General features: G+C 55.0%; 17 protein-coding genes. 7 read left to right on the top strand and 10 right to left on the bottom strand.

Features of this window, described 5'->3' with window-relative positions; all coding sequences use genetic code 11:
• Window positions 1-6: 6 nt before the first annotated feature.
• The 4 genes from F153LOC_RS12155 to F153LOC_RS12140 all read right to left on the bottom strand — a co-directional run bounded on the left by F153LOC_RS12155 (window position 7) and on the right by F153LOC_RS12140 (window position 5,126).
• A complete protein-coding gene (locus F153LOC_RS12155) occupies window positions 7-1,143 on the bottom strand; it encodes a fimbrial protein (protein ID WP_102103996.1) in 1,137 nt (378 codons plus the stop codon).
• Window positions 1,133-3,688 carry a fimbria/pilus outer membrane usher protein gene (locus F153LOC_RS12150; RefSeq protein WP_102103995.1) on the bottom strand — a complete coding sequence of 852 codons (2,556 nt, stop codon included), beginning with the start codon at window positions 3,686-3,688 and terminating at the stop codon, window positions 1,133-1,135. The genes F153LOC_RS12155 and F153LOC_RS12150 overlap by 11 nt, the downstream gene beginning before the upstream one ends.
• Window positions 3,689-3,696: 8 nt before the next feature.
• Window positions 3,697-4,389, bottom strand: coding sequence for a molecular chaperone (locus tag F153LOC_RS12145; protein ID WP_102103994.1), 693 nt, complete (start codon window positions 4,387-4,389; stop codon window positions 3,697-3,699).
• Between the two features lie 131 nt (window positions 4,390-4,520).
• Complete coding sequence (locus F153LOC_RS12140; protein ID WP_233210353.1) at window positions 4,521-5,126, bottom strand: fimbrial protein; 606 nt, start codon at window positions 5,124-5,126, stop codon at window positions 4,521-4,523.
• Window positions 5,127-5,610: 484 nt separating this feature from the next.
• On the opposite strand from F153LOC_RS12140, the gene flhB reads away from it, so the two are divergent.
• The 5 genes from flhB to F153LOC_RS12115 all read left to right on the top strand — a co-directional run bounded on the left by flhB (window position 5,611) and on the right by F153LOC_RS12115 (window position 12,211).
• Window positions 5,611-6,759, top strand: a complete 1,149-nt coding sequence (flhB, locus tag F153LOC_RS12135) for a flagellar biosynthesis protein FlhB (RefSeq protein WP_100779762.1) — start codon at window positions 5,611-5,613, stop codon at window positions 6,757-6,759.
• Complete coding sequence (flhA, locus tag F153LOC_RS12130) at window positions 6,752-8,830, top strand: flagellar biosynthesis protein FlhA (RefSeq protein ID WP_102103993.1); 2,079 nt, start codon at window positions 6,752-6,754, stop codon at window positions 8,828-8,830. Before flhB ends, flhA begins: the two co-directional genes overlap by 8 nt.
• Window positions 8,830-9,222: a flagellar protein FlhE gene (locus F153LOC_RS12125; RefSeq protein ID WP_102103992.1), complete on the top strand. Its 393-nt coding sequence runs from the start codon at window positions 8,830-8,832 to the stop codon at window positions 9,220-9,222. Before flhA ends, F153LOC_RS12125 begins: the two co-directional genes overlap by 1 nt.
• A 261-nt stretch (window positions 9,223-9,483) precedes the next feature.
• A complete protein-coding gene (locus tag F153LOC_RS12120; protein ID WP_100779765.1) occupies window positions 9,484-11,067 on the top strand; it encodes an MFS transporter in 1,584 nt (527 codons plus the stop codon).
• A 4-nt stretch (window positions 11,068-11,071) separates the two neighbouring features.
• Complete coding sequence (locus F153LOC_RS12115; protein ID WP_102103991.1) at window positions 11,072-12,211, top strand: glycoside hydrolase family 105 protein; 1,140 nt, start codon at window positions 11,072-11,074, stop codon at window positions 12,209-12,211.
• A gap of 41 nt (window positions 12,212-12,252) precedes the next feature.
• Here F153LOC_RS12115 and argS read toward each other — a convergent pair whose 3' ends face one another.
• Window positions 12,253-13,986, bottom strand: a complete 1,734-nt coding sequence (gene argS, locus F153LOC_RS12110) for an arginine--tRNA ligase (RefSeq protein WP_102103990.1) — start codon at window positions 13,984-13,986, stop codon at window positions 12,253-12,255.
• Between the two features lie 239 nt (window positions 13,987-14,225).
• Between argS and F153LOC_RS12105 the strand changes: the two genes are divergently transcribed.
• Both F153LOC_RS12105 and cutC read left to right on the top strand, forming a co-directional pair.
• The gene (locus tag F153LOC_RS12105; protein ID WP_102103989.1) at window positions 14,226-14,786 is read left to right on the top strand and encodes a VOC family protein; all 561 of its coding nucleotides are present in this window, start codon (window positions 14,226-14,228) and stop codon (window positions 14,784-14,786) included.
• A gap of 85 nt (window positions 14,787-14,871) precedes the next feature.
• The gene (cutC, locus tag F153LOC_RS12100) at window positions 14,872-15,615 is read left to right on the top strand and encodes a copper homeostasis protein CutC (RefSeq protein WP_102103988.1); all 744 of its coding nucleotides are present in this window, start codon (window positions 14,872-14,874) and stop codon (window positions 15,613-15,615) included.
• 169 nt (window positions 15,616-15,784) lie between these two features.
• On the opposite strand, the gene cmoB is transcribed toward cutC, so the two are convergent.
• Genes cmoB through F153LOC_RS12075 form a run of 5 tightly spaced genes read right to left on the bottom strand, consistent with a single transcriptional unit; the run spans window position 15,785 to window position 19,360 of the window.
• Window positions 15,785-16,756 carry a tRNA 5-methoxyuridine(34)/uridine 5-oxyacetic acid(34) synthase CmoB gene (cmoB, locus tag F153LOC_RS12095; RefSeq protein WP_100779770.1) on the bottom strand — a complete coding sequence of 324 codons (972 nt, stop codon included), beginning with the start codon at window positions 16,754-16,756 and terminating at the stop codon, window positions 15,785-15,787.
• Complete coding sequence (gene cmoA, locus F153LOC_RS12090; RefSeq protein WP_100779771.1) at window positions 16,753-17,493, bottom strand: carboxy-S-adenosyl-L-methionine synthase CmoA; 741 nt, start codon at window positions 17,491-17,493, stop codon at window positions 16,753-16,755. The genes cmoB and cmoA overlap by 4 nt, the downstream gene beginning before the upstream one ends.
• A 40-nt stretch (window positions 17,494-17,533) precedes the next feature.
• Window positions 17,534-17,929, bottom strand: a complete 396-nt coding sequence (locus tag F153LOC_RS12085; RefSeq protein ID WP_100779772.1) for an MAPEG family protein — start codon at window positions 17,927-17,929, stop codon at window positions 17,534-17,536.
• A gap of 49 nt (window positions 17,930-17,978) precedes the next feature.
• Entirely contained in the window at window positions 17,979-18,797 is an 819-nt protein-coding gene (locus tag F153LOC_RS12080) for a DUF72 domain-containing protein (protein WP_102103987.1), read from the bottom strand.
• The gene (locus tag F153LOC_RS12075; RefSeq protein ID WP_102103986.1) at window positions 18,794-19,360 is read right to left on the bottom strand and encodes a hydrolase; all 567 of its coding nucleotides are present in this window, start codon (window positions 19,358-19,360) and stop codon (window positions 18,794-18,796) included. Before F153LOC_RS12075 ends, F153LOC_RS12080 begins: the two co-directional genes overlap by 4 nt.
• Between the last annotated feature and the right edge of the window lie 71 nt (window positions 19,361-19,431).

Here is a 19,431-nt window from a genome sequence, read left to right as displayed (position 1 = left end):
AATTACTCAGCGCAAATCCATTTTTACCGTCACGTTCCCTTCAAATTTACCGGGTGCCGGCGTGGCATTCGTGGTGCTTACCGGTGCGGCTTTGATCTTCACTGACCCATTACCCTGCTCATCCATCGTCACCGGAAACGCGTAGCTGCCGTCGAGCTGGACGTCTTTGTTGTCGTCTGTGAAGACCCTGACGCCGACGTCATCGCGGTTGAGCATTTTCGCGATCAGCGGATCGCTACTGTCGAGCACCCCCTGATCGGCGCTGAGGGTCATTCTGATGCGATCGTCGTTGCCAACCGCGTTATCGTCGCAGTGATAGGTGATATCTACACTTTTCAACGCATAGTTCGTCGGCGGCTGACCTTTTGCCCGAAACTGTTTACTGACAATATTGCCCAGCTCAACCTCAATGGTGCTGCCTTCATTGATGGTGCAACTGAGTGGGGCGGAGAGTGAGCCACTGAGCCAGATAGTGGACACCTGCTGGGCACTGCTGGCATCACATCCCCCGGAGCCAAAATAGAGACAGGCATAGTTTTGCACCACAGCGGTAGGGGGGATGATCTCTTTGCCAAGAATCGGCTTTTTGACGTGAAAGATCACGCCGATAACGTTCCAGCGGAACTGGCGTTTAACCGGAGCGGAATCGATTGGACGTGTGCTCTCGCTGCAGACGCTCGCGGTGCCTTCCGTCGCTTTGAATTTCTCTATCGTTTTTGACATCGAGCTCTGAGGCGTGGGGTACTCGTTAATATTGAGCCCCTCCAGGCCGGACCCGTCCGGGGAATTAATCGCATCGACATACCCCTTTACGTCAATATCCAGTTTATCAGTAAGAGCACCATAGCCACTCGTGCCCTGCGAAAGCGGACTGCCTGCCAGAGTTAATTCATAAATCGTCGTCGAATCACTCATGTTTTTTGGGCAATCACAGTTGGCTTCCATGACCGTACTTTCCCCGACCAGGTGGTCGGGAATATCCACATTCTGTCCCGCTTTATTGTCGCTGGCGTTGAGATCGCCGTCATAAGCAACGTGATAATCCTGAGGGACAAAGCAGTCGCGCAAAATGGTCGCAGCCTGCGTGGTGACAGGGACGGACAGGCACAGCAGTACCCAGAGGGATTTGGCGTTAATTAACATGTTTTTTTTCCTGCTTACAAAGCGCGCTAACGGAGCGGATACCCGCCGGGTTGGACGTGGCTCCTCTCGTGCTAATCGGGACGCTGGCCGTACAGTGCTGATCCGCACCCTCGCCCCATCTCACATTCAACTGAACGGTGTCCGAGACCCCGGCGAGATAAACGGTGCCCGTATCATCGACAATGCCGCTGATGACCGGTGACACAGCGGTGGCGATGGCGGCAAAAGGCACTGTGCTGCCATCGGGGCGCGTGAGGGTAATCAGCGCGCGATAGCCGACATGGGCATCAAAGCTTGCTGTTACGGCGGCGTTACGGGAGGGAATGACCGTGACGGCGGTTTCGCTGGTATCGACATCCTCCGGCAGGCTGGTGGTATCGACGCGGATGCTGTTTTCCTGATAAGGGGTGAGTGACGGGATCACGGCATTTCCCTGCCAGTCAGTCTGAATACCACGCTGGTTCTGGAAACGCACGCCAGAAGCATGGTTAGCATTGACGATGGCAAACTGGCTACCCAGCGGCTGAGCCAGGGTAATTCCATGAGGGTGGGCGACCACCGCACCGCTCATGCCGTAGCTCAACTGCTGCGATTTATCGGATGAGGTGTAATAGCCGGCGTTCAGATTGGCGTACTGCGAGCGATAGCTGCCGTATAGGCTGCTGGTGTCATCACCGTCATGGTTGGAATGACTTTGCTGCAGCGAATAGTTGAGCCGTTCGTCATCCAGCAGCGTCCCGTTTAGCCCGATGTTTTGCCGCGTGTACCCGTGCTTGCTGTTGCTCAGGTTATAGCTGCTCCAGGCGCGCGGCAGCCATTTGCTCAGCGGGACGCTAAAGCCAAGGGAGACCATCTGATCGCTCTCGTCTTCCTCGGTTTTGCTGTAGGTATAGGCCAGGTGAATGCTGATGCTTTCCACCACGGTATTGAGACCCGCTGAGAGGCTGCGCTCTTTCTGGGACGTCTGCCAGTAGTCCTGCTGATAACCATTGAGATAAAAACTGACGCCAGCAATATTCTGGCTGATGCTGGCCTGAATGCGGTTACGTTTGTTGTACTGGAAGAGCAGATCGTTTTCATGCTGATCGTATTTCTGGTTGGCGTCGGCAAAGCTGTAGTAGCCGCTGGTGGAGTAGCGATAGCTGGCGAGGGTGAAGTTGGTGTCGGTGGTATCAATTTTGCCTGAGTAGAGCAGGCGGTATGACTGCCCGGAACGCTCAGTATGATTATCGAGCTGGGTTTTCGCGGTTGTCACATCCGCCGACACCGTACCGTAACGTCCCAGCGCAATCCCTGCACCGGTATTGACCGCCTGATAGTCCTCTGACGCCGTAACACCGCCAAACAGCGTCATGCTGTTGTTCACACCATAGATCGCGCTTCCCTGCACAAACAGCGGTTCATTCTGATCGCTCCCGCTGTCGGCGCGATAGCGTGCGGCGGTAAATTCATATTTCAGATGTCCAGGTCGCTGCATGACGGCGATGCTGGAGTAGGGCAGGGTGAAATGATGCTCGGTGCCATCGGCCTCTTTGACGGTGACATCAAGATCGCCGCTGTTGGTTGTGGAGTAGAGGTCGTTGATTTCAAACGCGCCGGGGGCGACATTCTGCTGATAGATCAGATAACCGTTCTGGCGCACCGACACTTCGGCATTGGAGCTGGCGATACCGCGGATAACCGGGGCGAACCCGCGCTGGCTGTAGGGCAGCATCTCTTCGTCCGACGCGATGTTAATGCCGCGATACTGCAGGCTGTCGAATACCTCGCCCTGGGTGCTGCTTTCGCCGCCCGTAAACTGTGCTTTCAGGGCATCAAGATCGTGCTGCACGAAGGTGTTAACCGTGTCCCAGCTGTTGTCGTCGTCGGTTTTGCTCCAGGTGGAATAGTTGCGCACGCGCCAGCCGCCCAGGTTCGCGCCGCTGCGCATATTGAGGTACTGATTGCTGGTCGTGTTTTTGTCGCTGTCCTGATTTTGCGAGCCGGAAAACGCGTAATCCGTGAACGCCACCGGCACGCCATCATCCCAGCGGGAAGGGGCGATGTAGTCTCTGCCATTAGCCGCAATGGCGGCCTGCGGAATGCTCAGATGCAGCGTCATGGCGGAAAAGTCGAACGTCGCCGAGGCCTGCGGAATGTAATCTCCTAAAGGCTTAGGAAGCGCAGACGACGCATCCACAACCGTCAGCGCCGGAAACTTATCAATATCGACGCCCCATTTTCGCAGCATATCAGGGGTCAGTTGCGCCACCAGTTCACCCCTTTTGCCGCCAAGATAAGTAATACTGGCGTCGCCCACACGCAGATCGTTGAGCAGAATGCGGGAAGGGTAAATGCCGGGCAGTTGGGTGTTCGAGTGTGAAAAGAGTGACAGGTCGATATCCTGCTGCGGCAGCTGATCGCCTTCCAGGGCGGAAGGTGAAAAATGGTACTCTCGGGTATGTGCGGCGGATGAAAGCATCAACGCCACGCCGCCAAGGCAACGTACGAGCGCATTTATGCGCCAGGCGCGCTGCCTGGAAATAGAAGCGAGTCCTATGGCCATGGCGTTTCCTATCCCTGACCCAGGGTGGCAATGTATTTGGCGGAAGCGTTGCCGTAATCGGTGATGCATCGCCAACTGACCTGGCTGCCTGCCGCACTCTCAGGCACGGGGATCTCCACGCTCGACTGAGGCGTCACCATATCGGCTTTCTCAAGCGTTACGTTACCCAGTTTCAGGTTGTCAAAGGTGATGTGAAAAGCCCCCTCGTTGGTCACCGTCAGCTGCTTGCCGTGACGGGAAAAACGCAGGTTTTTGCAGGTTTCATCAGGGTCGCCCTTCAACCCTTTTGGACGCCAGAACAGCTTGATACGCGTTTTGTAGATCAGGCGTAACACATTCTTATCGTCGTCCTCCGCCGCGGTGGCAGGAATGGTACGAACGTTCATATAAAACAACGACTCTTTGTTCTCGGGGATTGCTGTGCCGTTCCAGGCGATCCTCAGACTTTGTTCCTTCTGGGGCTCAAGACGAAATAACGGCGGGGTGACGATAAAAGGCCCGCGAGTTTTACCGTTTCCCGTATCCGTCCAGGATTGAATCAACCAGGGAAGTTCAGTTTCTTTATTTGTCAGCGGAAGTGAAACCTCCTTTTTACCGGCATCGTAGACGATCCTCGTACGCCCAACCTGGATGCCTGCCGCATGGCTGAATGAAGAAAATATAACAGGTGTCAGTAATAGAATTAGCGGATAAATACGCATGCGTAATATTTGTCCTGATCTAAAATAATGGCTCAGAAGTATGGAGTGAGTTAGGTAATTCTTATAAATGCCCATTCGAGAATATACTTCTTTGCGGAAGTATTGATATCAGGAATGGGCTGGCCGGACGATTAACGATAAATAATATTAACCGTCATATCCGCATCGGCAGGGCCGGGTGTGACCTTTTCAGCAAACGATCGATAGCGCGCATTGAAATTGGCGCTAATTGTGTCGGTGGTTTTGGTAGGAAGTTCGATATAGACCTGATCTTCCGCTCCGTCCATTGTGATAAGGTCTTCATCCGCGCCATCAAGGCTCACAGCGATACCCACACCCGTAGCGGCTGTTGCCCCCGCTGTCGTTATCTTGCTGACATCAAGCAGGTTTTTCGTCTTTGTCAGGGTGGTGGCACCGGTAAAGGTCAGTTGAATAGACGGAAGGCCATCACTTTTCAACGGACAATCTTTCAGGGTTATTTTGAAGGGAGTCAAGGGTGACTCAACACCGGGCGCTGTAAATAGAGTCGTGGTATAGGTGCCCAGGGGAACGGTACTGTCTGTACCATCATCGCCGTCAATGACACAGCTTGGCTCAATAATTTCCCCTGTGAAATGAATCTTTCCTGCATTCATTTCTGCAGCGAATGTACTTACTGAAGTCAGCGCCATCAATGCGCCATAAATAATAGGGTACCTGAGTTTCATAATCAGAACGTCCTTAACAATAAATTCCATGTTGAGATTACTGGTGAAAGTGAACTTAATAAATAACGTTATTTCACACGCCAGTATAAAAGGTATTTGCTTCGGACGGAAGTATGGCTTAATTGATATTATATAGGGTAATTTATTCGAACTTGACTGTAAAGTATTCACCAGTTTGTGTTTTAAATAATTCTCGGATTAATAATGTTAAGCATCATGACCATTATAAACGTGTTGATATTTATTGTTATTTTGGTGTTATGAGTGCTTTGTGGTTAATCGAGGTAAAGCGTTTGCAAGACGCGTTTAAACAACACGAAAGACGTTTATTTCATTTTATAAACCACATTAAACGTACTCTGAAAAGTCTAAAATTAGACACAAAATTTTTAAGCCTGGTGAGTTTTGGCCGTTAAACAGGCTAAAAACGGCAAGTTATACAGGCTTTTCCGTCCATTGAGTTGGGTGTGCTCTGGCATGATACGCGTGACGAAATGGGCAGAGAGCGCGCACTGTGGCAGAAGACAGCGACGACAAAACAGAAGCCCCCACACCCCACCGACTAGACAAAGCGCGTGAGGAAGGGCAAATCCCCCGATCCCGAGAGCTGACATCCCTGCTGATTTTAATCGTGGGTGTATGCATTATCTGGATGGGTGGGGAGTCGTTTGCCCGCAGACTGGCGGGAATGCTCTCGGCCGGGCTGCGTTTCGACCACAGTATGGTGAATGATCCCAACCTGATCCTCAGCCAAATCATTCTGCTGATTAAAGACGCGATGATTGCGCTGTTGCCGTTGATTACCGGGGTGGTGATTGTGGCCCTGGTCTCTCCCGTTATGCTGGGCGGCCTGGTGTTCAGCACGAAGTCCCTGCAGCCCAAATTTTCCAAACTCAATCCGTTTCCCGGCATTGCCAAAATGTTCTCGGCGCAAACGGGGGCGGAGCTGCTCAAAGCGATTCTGAAATCCGTTCTGATGGGGAGCACCGCCGGGTTTTACCTCTGGCACCACTGGCCCGATATGATGCGCCTGATCAGCGAATCCCCTCTGACGGCCATGAGCAACGCCATGAATTTGGTCGGGCTGTGCGCGGTGCTGGTGGTGCTCAGCATTATTCCGATGGTGGGATTTGACGTCTTCTTCCAGATTTACAGCCATATCAAAAAATTACGTATGTCGCGGCAGGATCTTCGTGACGAATACAAACAGATGGAAGGCGACCCGCATGTGAAGGGGCGCATTCGTCAGATGCAGCGCGCAGCTGCGCGTCGTCGCATGATGGAAGATGTTCCGAAAGCGGACGTGATCGTCACCAACCCGACCCACTACTCCGTGGCGCTGAAGTACGACGAAAACAAAATGAGTGCGCCAAAAGTGGTGGCGAAAGGGGCGGGACTTATCGCCCTGCGCATCCGTGAAATTGGCGCTGAACACCGCGTGCCGGTACTGGAAGCCCCGCCGCTGGCGCGTGCTCTGTATCGTCATGCTGAAATTGGACAGCAAATTCCTGGTCAGCTCTACGCCGCGGTAGCGGAAGTGCTGGCCTGGGTCTGGCAGCTGAAACGCTGGCGTTTGGCAGGCGGTCAACGACCTGTGAAACCTGAAAATCTGCCGGTGCCTGAGGCACTGGATTTTATGAACGAGAAGGACACTGATGGCTAATCTGGTGGCAATGTTGCGCCTGCCCAGCAACATGAAATCGACGCAATGGCAGATCCTTGCCGGGCCGATTCTCATTCTGCTAATTTTGTCGATGATGGTGCTGCCGTTGCCAGCATTTATCCTCGATCTGCTTTTCACATTCAACATTGCGCTCTCGATTATGGTGCTGCTGGTGGCGATGTTCACCCAGCGTACCCTTGAGTTTGCGGCGTTCCCGACCATCCTGCTATTCACCACCTTGCTGCGCCTGGCGCTGAACGTGGCGTCAACGCGTATCATTCTGATGGAAGGGCATACGGGCGGTGCAGCGGCGGGTAAAGTGGTTGAGGCCTTTGGTCACTTCCTCGTCGGCGGCAACTTTGCTATTGGTATCGTGGTGTTCGTTATCCTCGTAATCATTAACTTCATGGTTATCACCAAAGGTGCGGGCCGTATCGCTGAAGTCGGCGCCCGTTTTGTCCTCGACGGGATGCCGGGCAAACAGATGGCGATTGACGCCGATCTCAACGCCGGGCTGATTGGCGAAGATGAAGCGAAAAAGCGCCGTTCCGACGTTACTCAGGAAGCGGACTTCTACGGTTCGATGGACGGTGCGAGTAAATTCGTGCGCGGGGATGCCATCGCCGGGATCCTGATCATGGTGATTAACATCGTCGGCGGTCTGCTGGTGGGTGTTCTCCAGCATGGCATGGACATGGGCCATGCGGCGGAAAGCTATACGCTGCTGACGATCGGTGACGGTCTGGTGGCGCAGATCCCGGCGCTGGTGATCTCAACCGCGGCGGGTGTGATCGTGACCCGTGTAAGCACCGACGAAGACGTCGGTCAGCAGATGGTCAGCCAGCTGTTCACTAACCCGAATGTGCTGATGCTCTCTGCGGCGGTACTGGGCCTGCTGGGCCTTGTCCCGGGCATGCCTAACTTTGTTTTCCTGCTGTTTACCGCGGCTCTGCTGGGGCTTGCCTGGTGGCTGCGTGGACGCGACACCAAACCGGCAGCTGAACCGGTACCGGTCAAAATGCCGGAAAATAACCAGTCGGTGGAAGCCACCTGGAACGACGTCCAGCTGGAAGATTCCCTCGGGATGGAAGTGGGCTATCGCCTGATCCCGATGGTTGATTTCCAGCAGGACGGCGAGCTGCTGGGCCGTATCCGCAGTATCCGTAAAAAATTCGCCCAGGATATGGGCTTCCTGCCGCCGGTGGTGCACATCCGCGACAATATGGATCTGCCGCCTGCGCGCTATCGCATCTTAATGAAAGGCGTGGAGATTGGTAGCGGCGATGCCTATCCGGGGCGCTGGCTGGCGATTAACCCAGGCACAGCGGCGGGTACGCTGCCGGGCGAACAGACCATCGATCCGGCCTTTGGCCTGGCGGCAATCTGGATTGAAAGTGCGCTGAAAGAGCAGGCGCAGATCCAGGGCTATACGGTGGTGGAAGCCAGTACCGTCGTGGCGACACACCTGAACCACCTGATTGGGCAGTTCTCGGCGGAGCTGTTTGGCCGTCAGGAAGCGCAGCAGTTGCTCGACCGCGTCACCCAGGAGATGCCGAAGCTGACAGAAGATCTGGTGCCGGGCGTGGTGACGTTAACCACGCTGCACAAAGTGCTGCAAAATCTGCTCGACGAAAAAGTGCCGATCCGCGATATGCGCACCATTCTGGAAACTCTTGCGGAACATGCGCCGCTGCAGAGCGATCCGCACGAACTCACCGCCGTGGTGCGTGTGGCGCTGGGCCGTGCCATCACCCAGCTGTGGTTCCCTGGTTCCGGCGAAGTGCAGGTGATTGGTCTCGACACGCCGCTTGAGCGTCTGCTGCTGCAGGCGTTGCAGGGCGGTGGCGGCCTGGAGCCGGGTCTGGCAGATCGTCTGCTGGCGCAAACGCAAGAGGCACTGGCGCGTCAGGAGATGCTTGGCGCTCCGCCGGTTCTGCTGGTGAATCACGCGCTGCGTCCGCTGCTCTCTCGCTTCCTGCGACGCAGTCTGACGCAGCTGGTGGTACTGTCGAATCTGGAACTATCGGATAACCGTCATATTCGTATGACGGCGACCATCGGAGGCAAATAATGCGTTACTGGCTGTGGATTTTACTGTTCCCGATGCTGGCTCAGGCCGCCGGGGAAGGTACCTGGCAGGCGAGCAGTATTGGTATCACCCTGAGCAATCGCGGGGTATCGGCCTCCTCGCGACCGCTTTCCGCCTCAGAACCGGCCTCCGGGCTGATGACGCTGGTGGTCTGGCGTTATCAGCTGATTGGCCCGACGCCTGCGGGCCTGCGCGTACGCCTGTGCTCGCAGACGCGCTGCACTGAACTGGACGGTGAAAGTGGCACCACGCACGCCTTCAATGGGGTGCCTGCCGTTGAGCCGCTGCGTTTTGTCTGGGAAGTCCCGGGCGGAGGACGTCTGATCCCCGCACTTAAAGTTCAAAGTAACGAAGTGATTGTGAATTACCGCTAATTGCCTGCCTTTTCACCAGCCGTCAGTAGAAACTGACGGCTGGCTCCCAAAAAATGACCCCGCCTTTTGATGCAAGAGAAACGCTGTTTTATAAATCAGTGACACGCGTACGGAATCTCTTTGCATTATTGCCATTCGCTCTCAGGCAGTGGCAGAAACAGAAAGGTATCAATAGAACGATACTTTTACTGTAGCCGTGTAAAAACTCCCGGACGAGGTTTGCATACAGGGAGTCTCCCAACATTCAAAGGGTTGACGGCAATGAAAACACGTAAAATTGGACTCGCAAATTACCTCGCCTACGGGTCAGGCGATTTTCTTGGGGCAGGCACAACCGCGCTGACGGCGGCCTGGCTGTTATATTTTTATACGACGTTCTGTGGGCTCTCGCCGATTGAGGCGACTTTTATTTTTGCGGCCGCCAGGGTGCTGGACGCGGTGGTCAGCCCGTTAATGGGCTTCCTGACCGATAACTTTGGTACCACCTGGCTCGGCAAACGCTTTGGCCGCCGTAAGTTCTTTATCCTGCTCGGTATTCCCTGCGTTTTCAGCTACTCGATGATGTGGGTAGGGGATATGGGCTTCTGGTATTACCTGGTCACCTATCTGATCTTCGATATCGTGTACACCATGATTCTGGTGCCTTACGAAACCTTAGTCCCGGAAATGACGGACGATTTCAAACAGAAAACGAAATTCTCCGGCGCGCGTATCTCTATGGCGCAGATGTCGGCGATTCTGGCCTCTTTCCTGCCGGGTATCCTGCTGACTCACTTCGGTAAAGACAACGCGATCTCCTTCTTCTACGCGAGCCTGGTCTTCTCCGTGCTGTGCGCAATGATGCTGACTTTCGTCTGGATCTTTACCTGGGAGCGCCCGCGTGAAGAGTGGTCTGAAGCGGCACTGCGCGCAGAAGAAGAGAAGAAAAAACTCAATCTGAGCCAGAGCCTGAACCGTCTGTTTGTCGAGTTAAGCTCAACGCTGCGAGTGAAAATTTTCCGCCAGCATCTGGGGATGTATCTGGGCGGCTATATCGCGCAGGACGTCTTCAACGCAGTGTTCACCTATTACGTGGTATTTGTGCTGATGCAGGAAGCATCGATGGCGTCGAACTTGCTGGGCACCATGGCCATCTTCCAGTTCATCGCCGTGATCGCCATGATCCCGCTCTGCATCCGCTTTGGACCGGCCCCGTCGTACCGCATGGTGGTCGTGCTGTTTGGTCTGGCTTCTATCTCCTACGCGGTGCTCTATTACGCCGGGCTGAGCGACGTCTATTCGCTGTTGCTGCTGATCTCTGCTGTGGCAGGTTTGGGTCGCGGGGGCATCAACTACGTTCCATGGAATATCTACACCTATATTGCTGACGTGGATGAAGTGATCACCGGCCAGCGCCGCGAAGGGATTTTCGCCGGGATTATGACCCTGACGCGTAAAGCCTCGCAGGCCGGAGCCATCATGCTGGTGGGGATTGTGATGCAGATGTCCGGCTTTGTCAGCGGCCAGAAGACTCAGCCAGCGGAAGTGAGCCACACCATTCTGATGATCCTGAGTGTGGGCACCATTCTGGTGCTGGCCTGCGGTTTCCTGGTCTCCCTGCGCTTTAAACTGAACCTGGAAACTCACAGCACCCTGCGTGAAGAGACCGCCAAAATGCGCGAGTCCGGACACGCAATGCCGGAAACGGCGACCCCGCAGGCCCGCGCCACCGTTGAGCTGCTTGCCGGGATGCCGTACGAATCCTTGTGGGGCAACAACAATATTGGTTATCTGAATCGCAATAAACCGGCGGCACCTTCCCTGAAGGATCGCGCGGTACTGAATTCGACATATCACAGAGGTTAAGATTATGAAGGTTTGGCCTGTCAAACATAGCCCGTTACTGCGTCAGCCTGAGCATTTTATTGCCAGGGATGAACTGAAATCACTGATTGAAAAGGTGACGCACAATCTGGTGAACATCCACGATAAAACCGGCGAATTTTTGCTGCGGCTGGACGACGGGCGCGTGATCGACACCAAAGGCTGGGCGGGATGGGAGTGGACGCACGGCGTGGGCTTATACGGCATCTGGCAGTATTACTGCCAGACCGGTGACAGCCACATGCGTGACATCATCGACGGCTGGTTTGCCGACCGCTTTGCCGAAGGCGCGACCACCAAAAACGTCAATACGATGGCCCCGTTCCTGACTCTGGCGTACCGCTTTGAGGAGACGCAAAATGCCACCTATTTGCCATGGCTGGAGAGCTGGGCAGAGTGGGCGATGAACGACATGCCGCGCACGGCGCACGGCGGCATGCAGCACATCACCCTGGCGGAAGAGAATCATCAGCAAATGTGGGACGACACGCTGATGATGACCGTCCTGCCGCTGGCGAAAATAGGCAAATTGCTCAATCGCCCGGAATATGTGGAAGAGGCGGTGTATCAGTTCCTGCTGCACGTTCAGAACCTGATGGATCGCGAAACCGGGCTGTGGTTCCACGGATGGAACTACGACGGGCAGCACAACTTTGCCAAAGCCCGCTGGGCGCGCGGAAACAGCTGGCTGACGATTGTCATCCCCGATTTCCTTGAGCTGGTGGATTTGCCGGAGAACAACGCGGTGCGCCGTTATCTGGTGCAGGTTCTGAATGCGCAAATCGCCGCGCTGGCGCAATGTCAGGATGAGAGCGGCCTATGGCATACGCTCCTCGACGATCCCGAGTCGTATCTCGAAGCATCCGCCACGGCAGGCTTTGCCTACGGGATCTTGAAAGCGGTGCGCAAGCGTTACGTTGGCGCGGAATACGCTGAAGTGGCGGAGAAAGCGATTCGGGGAATTGTGAACAACATTTCGCCGGAAGGGGAGTTGCTGCAAACGTCGTTTGGCACGGGGATGGGCAGCGATCTGGAGTTTTATCGCCAGATCCCGCTGACCTCGATGCCGTACGGCCAGGCGATGGCGATTTTGTGTCTGACGGAGTATTTGCGTAAATACTTCTGATAATAAAAAACCCGGCAATTGCCGGGTTTTTTGTTTCTGTATTACATACGCTCGACGGTTTCGATCCCGAGAGTATCCAGCCCCAGCTTCAGCGTCTTCGCGGTCAGCTGCGCCAGTTTCAGACGGCTGTTGCGGATCGCTTCACTTTCGGCGGAGAGGATAGGGCAGTGCTCATAGAAGCCTGAGAACAGGCCCGCCAGATCGTACAGGTACGCACACATGACGTGCGGCGTGCCTTCACGGGCAACCACCGCCAGCGTCTCTTCAAACTGCAGCAGACGGGCAGCCAGCTGCGCTTCGCGATCTTCATTGATAACCACGGTAGCATTCGCCAGCGCGCTTTCATCAATGTCGGCTTTACGGAACACAGAGAGCACACGGGTGTAAGCATACTGCATGTATGGCGCCGTGTTGCCTTCGAAGGCCAGCATATTGTCCCAGTCGAAGATGTAATCGGTAGTACGGTTTTTGGACAGGTCCGCGTATTTTACCGCGCCGATACCGACGGCGGTCGCCAGTTTTTCCAGCTCGTCGGCTGGCATATCCGGGTTCTTCTCGGCGACCAGGCGGCGCGCGCGTTCCAGCGCTTCATCCAGCAGATCGGAGAGTTTAACGGTACCCCCGGCGCGGGTTTTGAACGGCTTGCCGTCTTTACCCAGCATCATGCCGAACATGTGGTGTTCCAGCGGAACCGAATCCGGCACGTAACCGGCTTTACGCACGATGGTCCACGCCTGCATCAGGTGCTGGTGCTGACGGGAATCGATGTAGTACAGCACGCGATCCGCATGCAGCGTTTCGTAACGGTATTTCGCACAGGCGATATCCGTTGTGGTGTAGAGATAGCCGCCATCCTTTTTCTGAATGATCACGCCCATCGGTTCGCCTTCCTTGTTTTTATACTCATCAAGGAACACAACCGTTGCGCCTTCGCTCTCGACCGCCAGATTTTTGGCTTTCAGATCGGCCACGATGCCTGGCAGCATGGGGTTATAAAGGCTTTCGCCCATCACGTCGTCGCGGGTCAGGGTGACGTTCAGACGGTCATAGGTGATCTGGTTTTGGGACATCGTGATGTCAACCAGCTTGCGCCACATTTCGCGGAAGTAGGCGTCGCCGCCCTGCAGTTTCACCACATAGCTACGTGCGCGCTCGGCGAAGGCTTCATCTTCGTCGTAATGTTTTTTGGCTTCACGGTAGAAACCTTCCAGATCCGCCAGCGCCATTTCGCCCGCATTTTCCTGCTGCTGCTTTTCAAGATAGGCAATCAGCATTCCGAACTGGGTACCCCAGTCGCCAACGTGGTTCGCGCGAATCACTTTATGGCCCAGGAACTCCAGGGTGCGCACAGCGGCATCGCCGATGATGGTGGAGCGCAGGTGGCCGACGTGCATCTCTTTTGCCACGTTTGGCGCAGAGTAATCGACAACGATGGTTTGCGCTTGCGGCTGAGTCACACCCAGACGGTCAGATTTCAGCGCCGCGTCAATGTGACCCGCGAGGAAGGCCGGATCGAGGAAAATGTTGATAAAGCCTGGACCTGCAATCTCAACCTTGCTGGCAATGCCGTTGAGGTCCAGATGAGTCAGTACCAGCTCAGCGAGTTGTCGCGGCGGCATGCCCAGTTTTTTAGCCACTGCCATCACGCCATTAGCCTGATAGTCGCCAAACTGTACTTTTGCTGACTGACGAACCTGCGGTTCGCAATCCGCAGGCGCACCTGCGGCAATCAGTGCCTGACTGACTTTTTCGGAGAGAAGAGCCTGAATATTCACCTGGATACCTTACTTTTTTGCTGCGGGGGAGTTGCAACCCGCACCAGTTTGAGAATTTAGGGCCGGAGTATACTGCAAATGCCCTCTGGCGTCAGCATTGCGCAGGCTGAAGAGCGCTCAGAAAACAGGCGATGAAATAGTGCATAAGCATGCAGCAGGAAAATCGTGAAATCTGCGGTTGGTTGCAGGCATCCAACAGAGTAAATTAGCGGCTTTGCGACAGGATAAGAGAACCGCTGATGACGAACTGGCACTCCATTGATGAACTGCATGATATTTCCGCAGATTTACCGCGTTTCACCCAGGCGTTCACAGAACTTGCCACCCGTCTGGGGCTGGATATTGCCCCGCTCGACGCCGATCACATTTCCCTGCGCTGCCATCAGAATGCGACGGCGGAGCGCTGGCGTCGTGGATTTGAGCAGTGCGGTGAGCTGCTGTCAGAAAACGTGATCAACGGGCGTCCCATTTGTCTGTTTAAACTCCATCAGCCGGTCTGCGTGGCGCACTGGCAGTTCAGCGTGGTCGAATTACCCTGGCCGGGCGAAAAACGCTATCCGATTGAGGGCTGGGAGCACATCGAAATCGTACTGCCGGGCGATCCGGAAACCCTGAATGCGCGCGCACTGGCGCTACTGTCTGACGACGGCCTGAGCCAGCCGGGTATTTTCGTGAAAACCAGCTCACCTAAAGGGGAGCGCGAGCGTCTGCCAAATCCGACGCTGGCGGTCACCGACGGTAAAGTGACCGTAAAATTTCACCCCTGGACGATCGAGCAAATTGTCGCCAGCGAAGAGTAAGCCGCAAAAGAGTGTGAACTCACGCTAAGTCCGCCCTCGGGCGGCGTGGCATGATGGTCTATTACCGTGGATTTTAGGAGGAAGTGTGGCGCTACTGGAGATCTGTTGTTACAGCATGGAGTGTGCTGTGACTGCGCAACAAAACGGGGCCGATCGCGTTGAACTGTGCGCGGCACCGAAAGAGGGCGGATTAACCCCATCATACGGTGTGCTGAAGTCCGTTCGCGAGGCGGTGACGATCCCCGTTCATCCCATCATTCGCCCACGCGGCGGTGATTTTTGTTATTCGGCGGGTGAGTTTGACGCCATGCTGGAAGACGTCGTCCGGGTTCGCGAGCTGGGCTTCCCAGGTCTGGTGATCGGTTTGCTTGATGAAGACGCAAATGTCGATATGCCGCGTATGCGACAGATTATGGCGGCAGCAAAAGGGATGGCGGTGACTTTCCATCGCGCGTTTGATATGTGTAAAAATCCGATTCAAGCTTTTGAAAATTTAGCAGAATTAGGCGTTGCACGTATCCTGACATCCGGCCAGCAATCAACGGCGGAAAAAGGACTGCAATTAATTATGGAACTAAAAGGGCATTCCGGTGTTCCAATAATAATGGCAGGTGCTGGTGTTCGAGCCAGCAATCTGAAAACGTTTTTAAACGCAGGGGTAGAAGAGCTTCACAGCTCAGCAGGCAAGTGGACGCCTTCGCCTATGCGATATCGCAATACAGGATTGTCAATGTCGACAGATGCAGAAGCGGATGAGTACTCCCGCTACAGCGTAGATGGAGAGTCGGTTGCGGTAATGAAATCCATGATTGACCAGTTTCACGTGTAGCAACGATTTTTACCGCGCATCATGTCGCCCAATATGATGCTTGCTTGTACCAGGCCCCTGCAATTTCAACAGGGGCCTTTTTTTCACTTTAATATTTTAAGCCCAGCGGCGCTGCCGGGCCTTGAACTGTGTCTTGAGGAAAGGTAGTGCACCTGTTTCGCCAGGGACATTACGGCTTCGTTGCGATCAAGACTGCACGCATCGGCGCGGGATACCCTTCGATGGTTTTGCTGCTGTCATTCGGGTCGAGGAATTCTGCCAGCGACTCGGTGGTCAGCCATTCGGTGCGACGCTGCTCTTCGGTGGAGGTCACGCACACATCCACAATGCGGATATCGACAAAGCCACACTTCGCCAGCCAGTTCTTCAGCGCCAGCGCGGAGGGAATGAAATAGACGTTACGCATCTGCGCGTAACGATCGCCCGGCACCAGTACCGCGTTTTCGTCACCCTCGATCACCAGCGTTTCCAGCACCAGTTCGCCACCGCTGACCAGCTGATCTTTCAGCTGCCACAGATGCTCCAGCGGCGAGCGGCGGTGATACAGCACGCCCATCGAGAAGACGGTATCAAACGCGTTCAGGGCAGGGAGTTGCTCAATGCCCAGGGGCAGAACGTGCGCGCGCTGATCGTTGCCCAGCAATTTGCGCACCGCTTCAAACTGACAGAGGAACAGCTGCATCGGATCGATACCGACCGCCAGATGTGCCCCGGCGCCAATCATGCGCCACAGGTGATAGCCACTCCCGCAGCCTACATCCAGAATAGTGCGGCCAGTTAAATCAGACAGATGGGGCAGAACGCGATCCCACTTCCAGTCGGAACGCCATTCGGTATTAATGTTCAGACCATAAAGGGAGAACGGTCCTTTACGCCATGGCATCAGATTGCGCATCAGCTTTTCAAGACGCAGCAGTTGGCCTTCGCTCAATGGCTCGGCGCTTTCAGCCGTCACGCTGTGCAGCAGATCCAGTTTGTAGGGCGTCATGTCCGGCAAAAACTCAACGGCATTGCTCCACTGCTTAAACTGACCGTGCAGGGAGTCACGCTGCCAGGCGGCCACCTGCGCAGGCAGGGTTTCCAGCCAGTGGGAGAGATGGTTTTTGGCGATTAGCTGGTAGAAATTACTGAAGTCGATCATGCGTTGTCCCCTTTCAGTGCCACCAGGGAACCAAAGTTAAAGCACTGGAACCACAGCTCGCTGTGCTCAAAACCGGCGTTATGCAGGCGCGCTTTGTGTGCTTCGACGGAGTCGGTGAGCATCACGTTTTCCAGCATGCTGCGCTTTTGACTGATTTCCAGCTCGCTGTAGCCGTTAGCGCGTTTAAAGTCGTGATGCATGTTGAACAGCAGCTCGCCGACCTTTGCGTCTTCAAAACTGAATTTTTCCGACAACACCAGCGCGCCGCCGGGATTCAGCCCCTTGTAAATTTTGTCCAGCAACAACTGGCGATCTTCGGGCACCAGGAACTGCAGGGTAAAATTCAGAACCACCATGGAGGCGTTTTCGATCTCGATATCGCGGATATCGCCTTCGATAACGTCGACAGGCGTGGGCGCTTTATAGGCATCAAGATGACGACGGCAGCGTTCCACCATCGCGGGGGAGTTATCGACGGCAATGATTTTGCAGCCTTCGTGATGCACATTACGGCGAACGGACAGCGTCGCGGCGCCCAGTGAACAACCCAGGTCATAGACCTGCGTACCGGGCTGAACGAAGCGTTCAGCCAGCATGCCGATCATAGAGATAATATTGGAATAACCTGGAACAGAGCGCTGGATCATATCCGGGAAGACTTCGGCTACCCGTTCATCAAAGGTCCAGTCGCCCAGACTGGCGATAGGCGCGGAAAAAAGCGTGTCGCGATCAGACATAACGTAAAAATCCGGGAAAAATAAAGTGGCGTATTGTGCGCTAATGGAAAGAGAAAACCAACTCCCACGGCATATACCAAAGGTTAGCCAGCACCATCAGCAAAAGCGAACACCAGGTTGCGCTCATGCCGGAACGACGCCAGCGGAACAGGCGGTGGTGAAAACCGTAATAATGCATCAGGCGTCCGGCAATCAGCAGCAAGCCGCAGACGTGAACCATCCAGGTTTCCGCGCCGTCCATCTCCATTAAGAGCAGCAGGATCAGTGCAATGGGGATATATTCCACCGCATTACCATGAATGCGGATGGCGCTTTGTAACTCTGAAAACCCACCGTCACCGTAAGAGACGCGGTACTGCATTCTCAGGCGCACAACATCAAACGAAAACTTAATCAGTAATAATGCACCTAACACCGCGTACAGTGCGCTGACCATACAAACTCCCTGTTTTTGGCAGATGGCACTTCTATGATAGGGGCTGATGTCAGAAAAGAGAAGATTGTTGTGGGATAGAAGGCGCAGGGCCGAGGGACGGAACCGCAGCCTGCAAGGCTTGCCAAAGAACATCGACCAGTTCAGGCGCCTGGGCGATATCCGGCGTATGCAGGAAAAGATAGGGCGTCGTCGTTTGCTCCCACTTTGGCAATGTTTGCAGCCACACGGCGAACATCTCGCGATTTTGCTGCATGTTGTCGCTGCCGATAAACCGCACCATCGGATTATTCGCTGTGACCACCGCATGCACCGGCACTTTCGGTTTTTTGCGCTGGGCATCGATTATGGCTTCGCTGTGCGGGATGGCGCTATGAACAGGGCGACTGTCGAGGATCACCCGATTCACACTGCGCGCATGCAGCCCACGATTAAGGGTTTTTTCCGCCTCGCCTTTGCTGAAAAATTCCGGATGACGGACTTCCACACCGTAGGTGAATTCGCGCGGCAGAGCGTCGAGAAAATGCCACAGCGCAGTCAGGTCGCGCGGGCCGAAGGTGGCCGGGAGTTGCAGCCAGTACTGACCGATGCGGTTGTCCAGCGGCGACATCCGCTCGAAAAACTCTTCGGTTAAATCCCCGCACTGGCGCAGCGCCGCCTGGTGAGAAATGGTGGCCGGGAATTTAAAGCAAAAGCGGAAATCGTCGGTGGTCTGCTCGCGCCAGCGCGCAACGATTTCCGCGCGAGGCAGGGCGTACAGCGTGGTATTGCCCTCCACGCAGTTAAAATGGCGGGCATACTCTTCAAGGCTGGTAATGCCAAGGCGCACCCATTTCGGGTGCGACCATTGGGGAAGACCCAGATAAATCATAACGCGTGTAAAATCTCGTCGGTGCTGCGCACGCGACCAATACGCGGAAAGATATGGGTCATGCTGCCCTGATGTTGATCTGCGGAAGCAGCACTGCATGCGTCTTCGGCAATGACCAGGTTAAAGCCCAGTTCCCATGCGTTACGCGCGGTGGATTCCACGCCGATGTTCGTGGAAATACCGCACAGGATAATGGTATCGATCCCGCGACGGCGTAGCTGCAGCTCCAGATCGGTGCCGTAAAATGCGCCCCACTGGCGTTTGGTGACTTCGATATCGCTATCCTGTTTGCCAAGCGTTTCAGGGTAAGTCCACCAGTTTGCAGGCAGCGCGGCGGCAGGGGCTGTCGCATCCACAGGCTGTTTCAGCGCTTCGGCGAAGTCGGCTGACCAGCCAACGCGCACCATCACCACCGGCGATCCGCTGGCGCGACATTTATCCGCAAGACGGGCGCTACGGCTGACTACATCTGCCGCGGTATGCGGGCCACCGGCGAACGGCAGGATACCTTCCTGTAAATCGATCACGACAAGCGCGGTTTTGGTGGCATCAAGTGTTAACATCGTTACTCCAGTCAAAAATTAGCGTCCGTTACACCTTACGATGATAAAGGCAGGTCAGATCGGACAATTTT

Origin of the sequence: Lelliottia sp. F153, assembly GCF_002870005.1 — a bacterium.
In the GTDB taxonomy this organism is placed as follows: Bacteria; Pseudomonadota; Gammaproteobacteria; order Enterobacterales; family Enterobacteriaceae; genus Enterobacter; species Enterobacter nimipressuralis.
The sequence above is the reverse complement of the archived record's forward strand: the minus strand, read 5'-3'. Positions and strand labels throughout refer to the sequence as shown.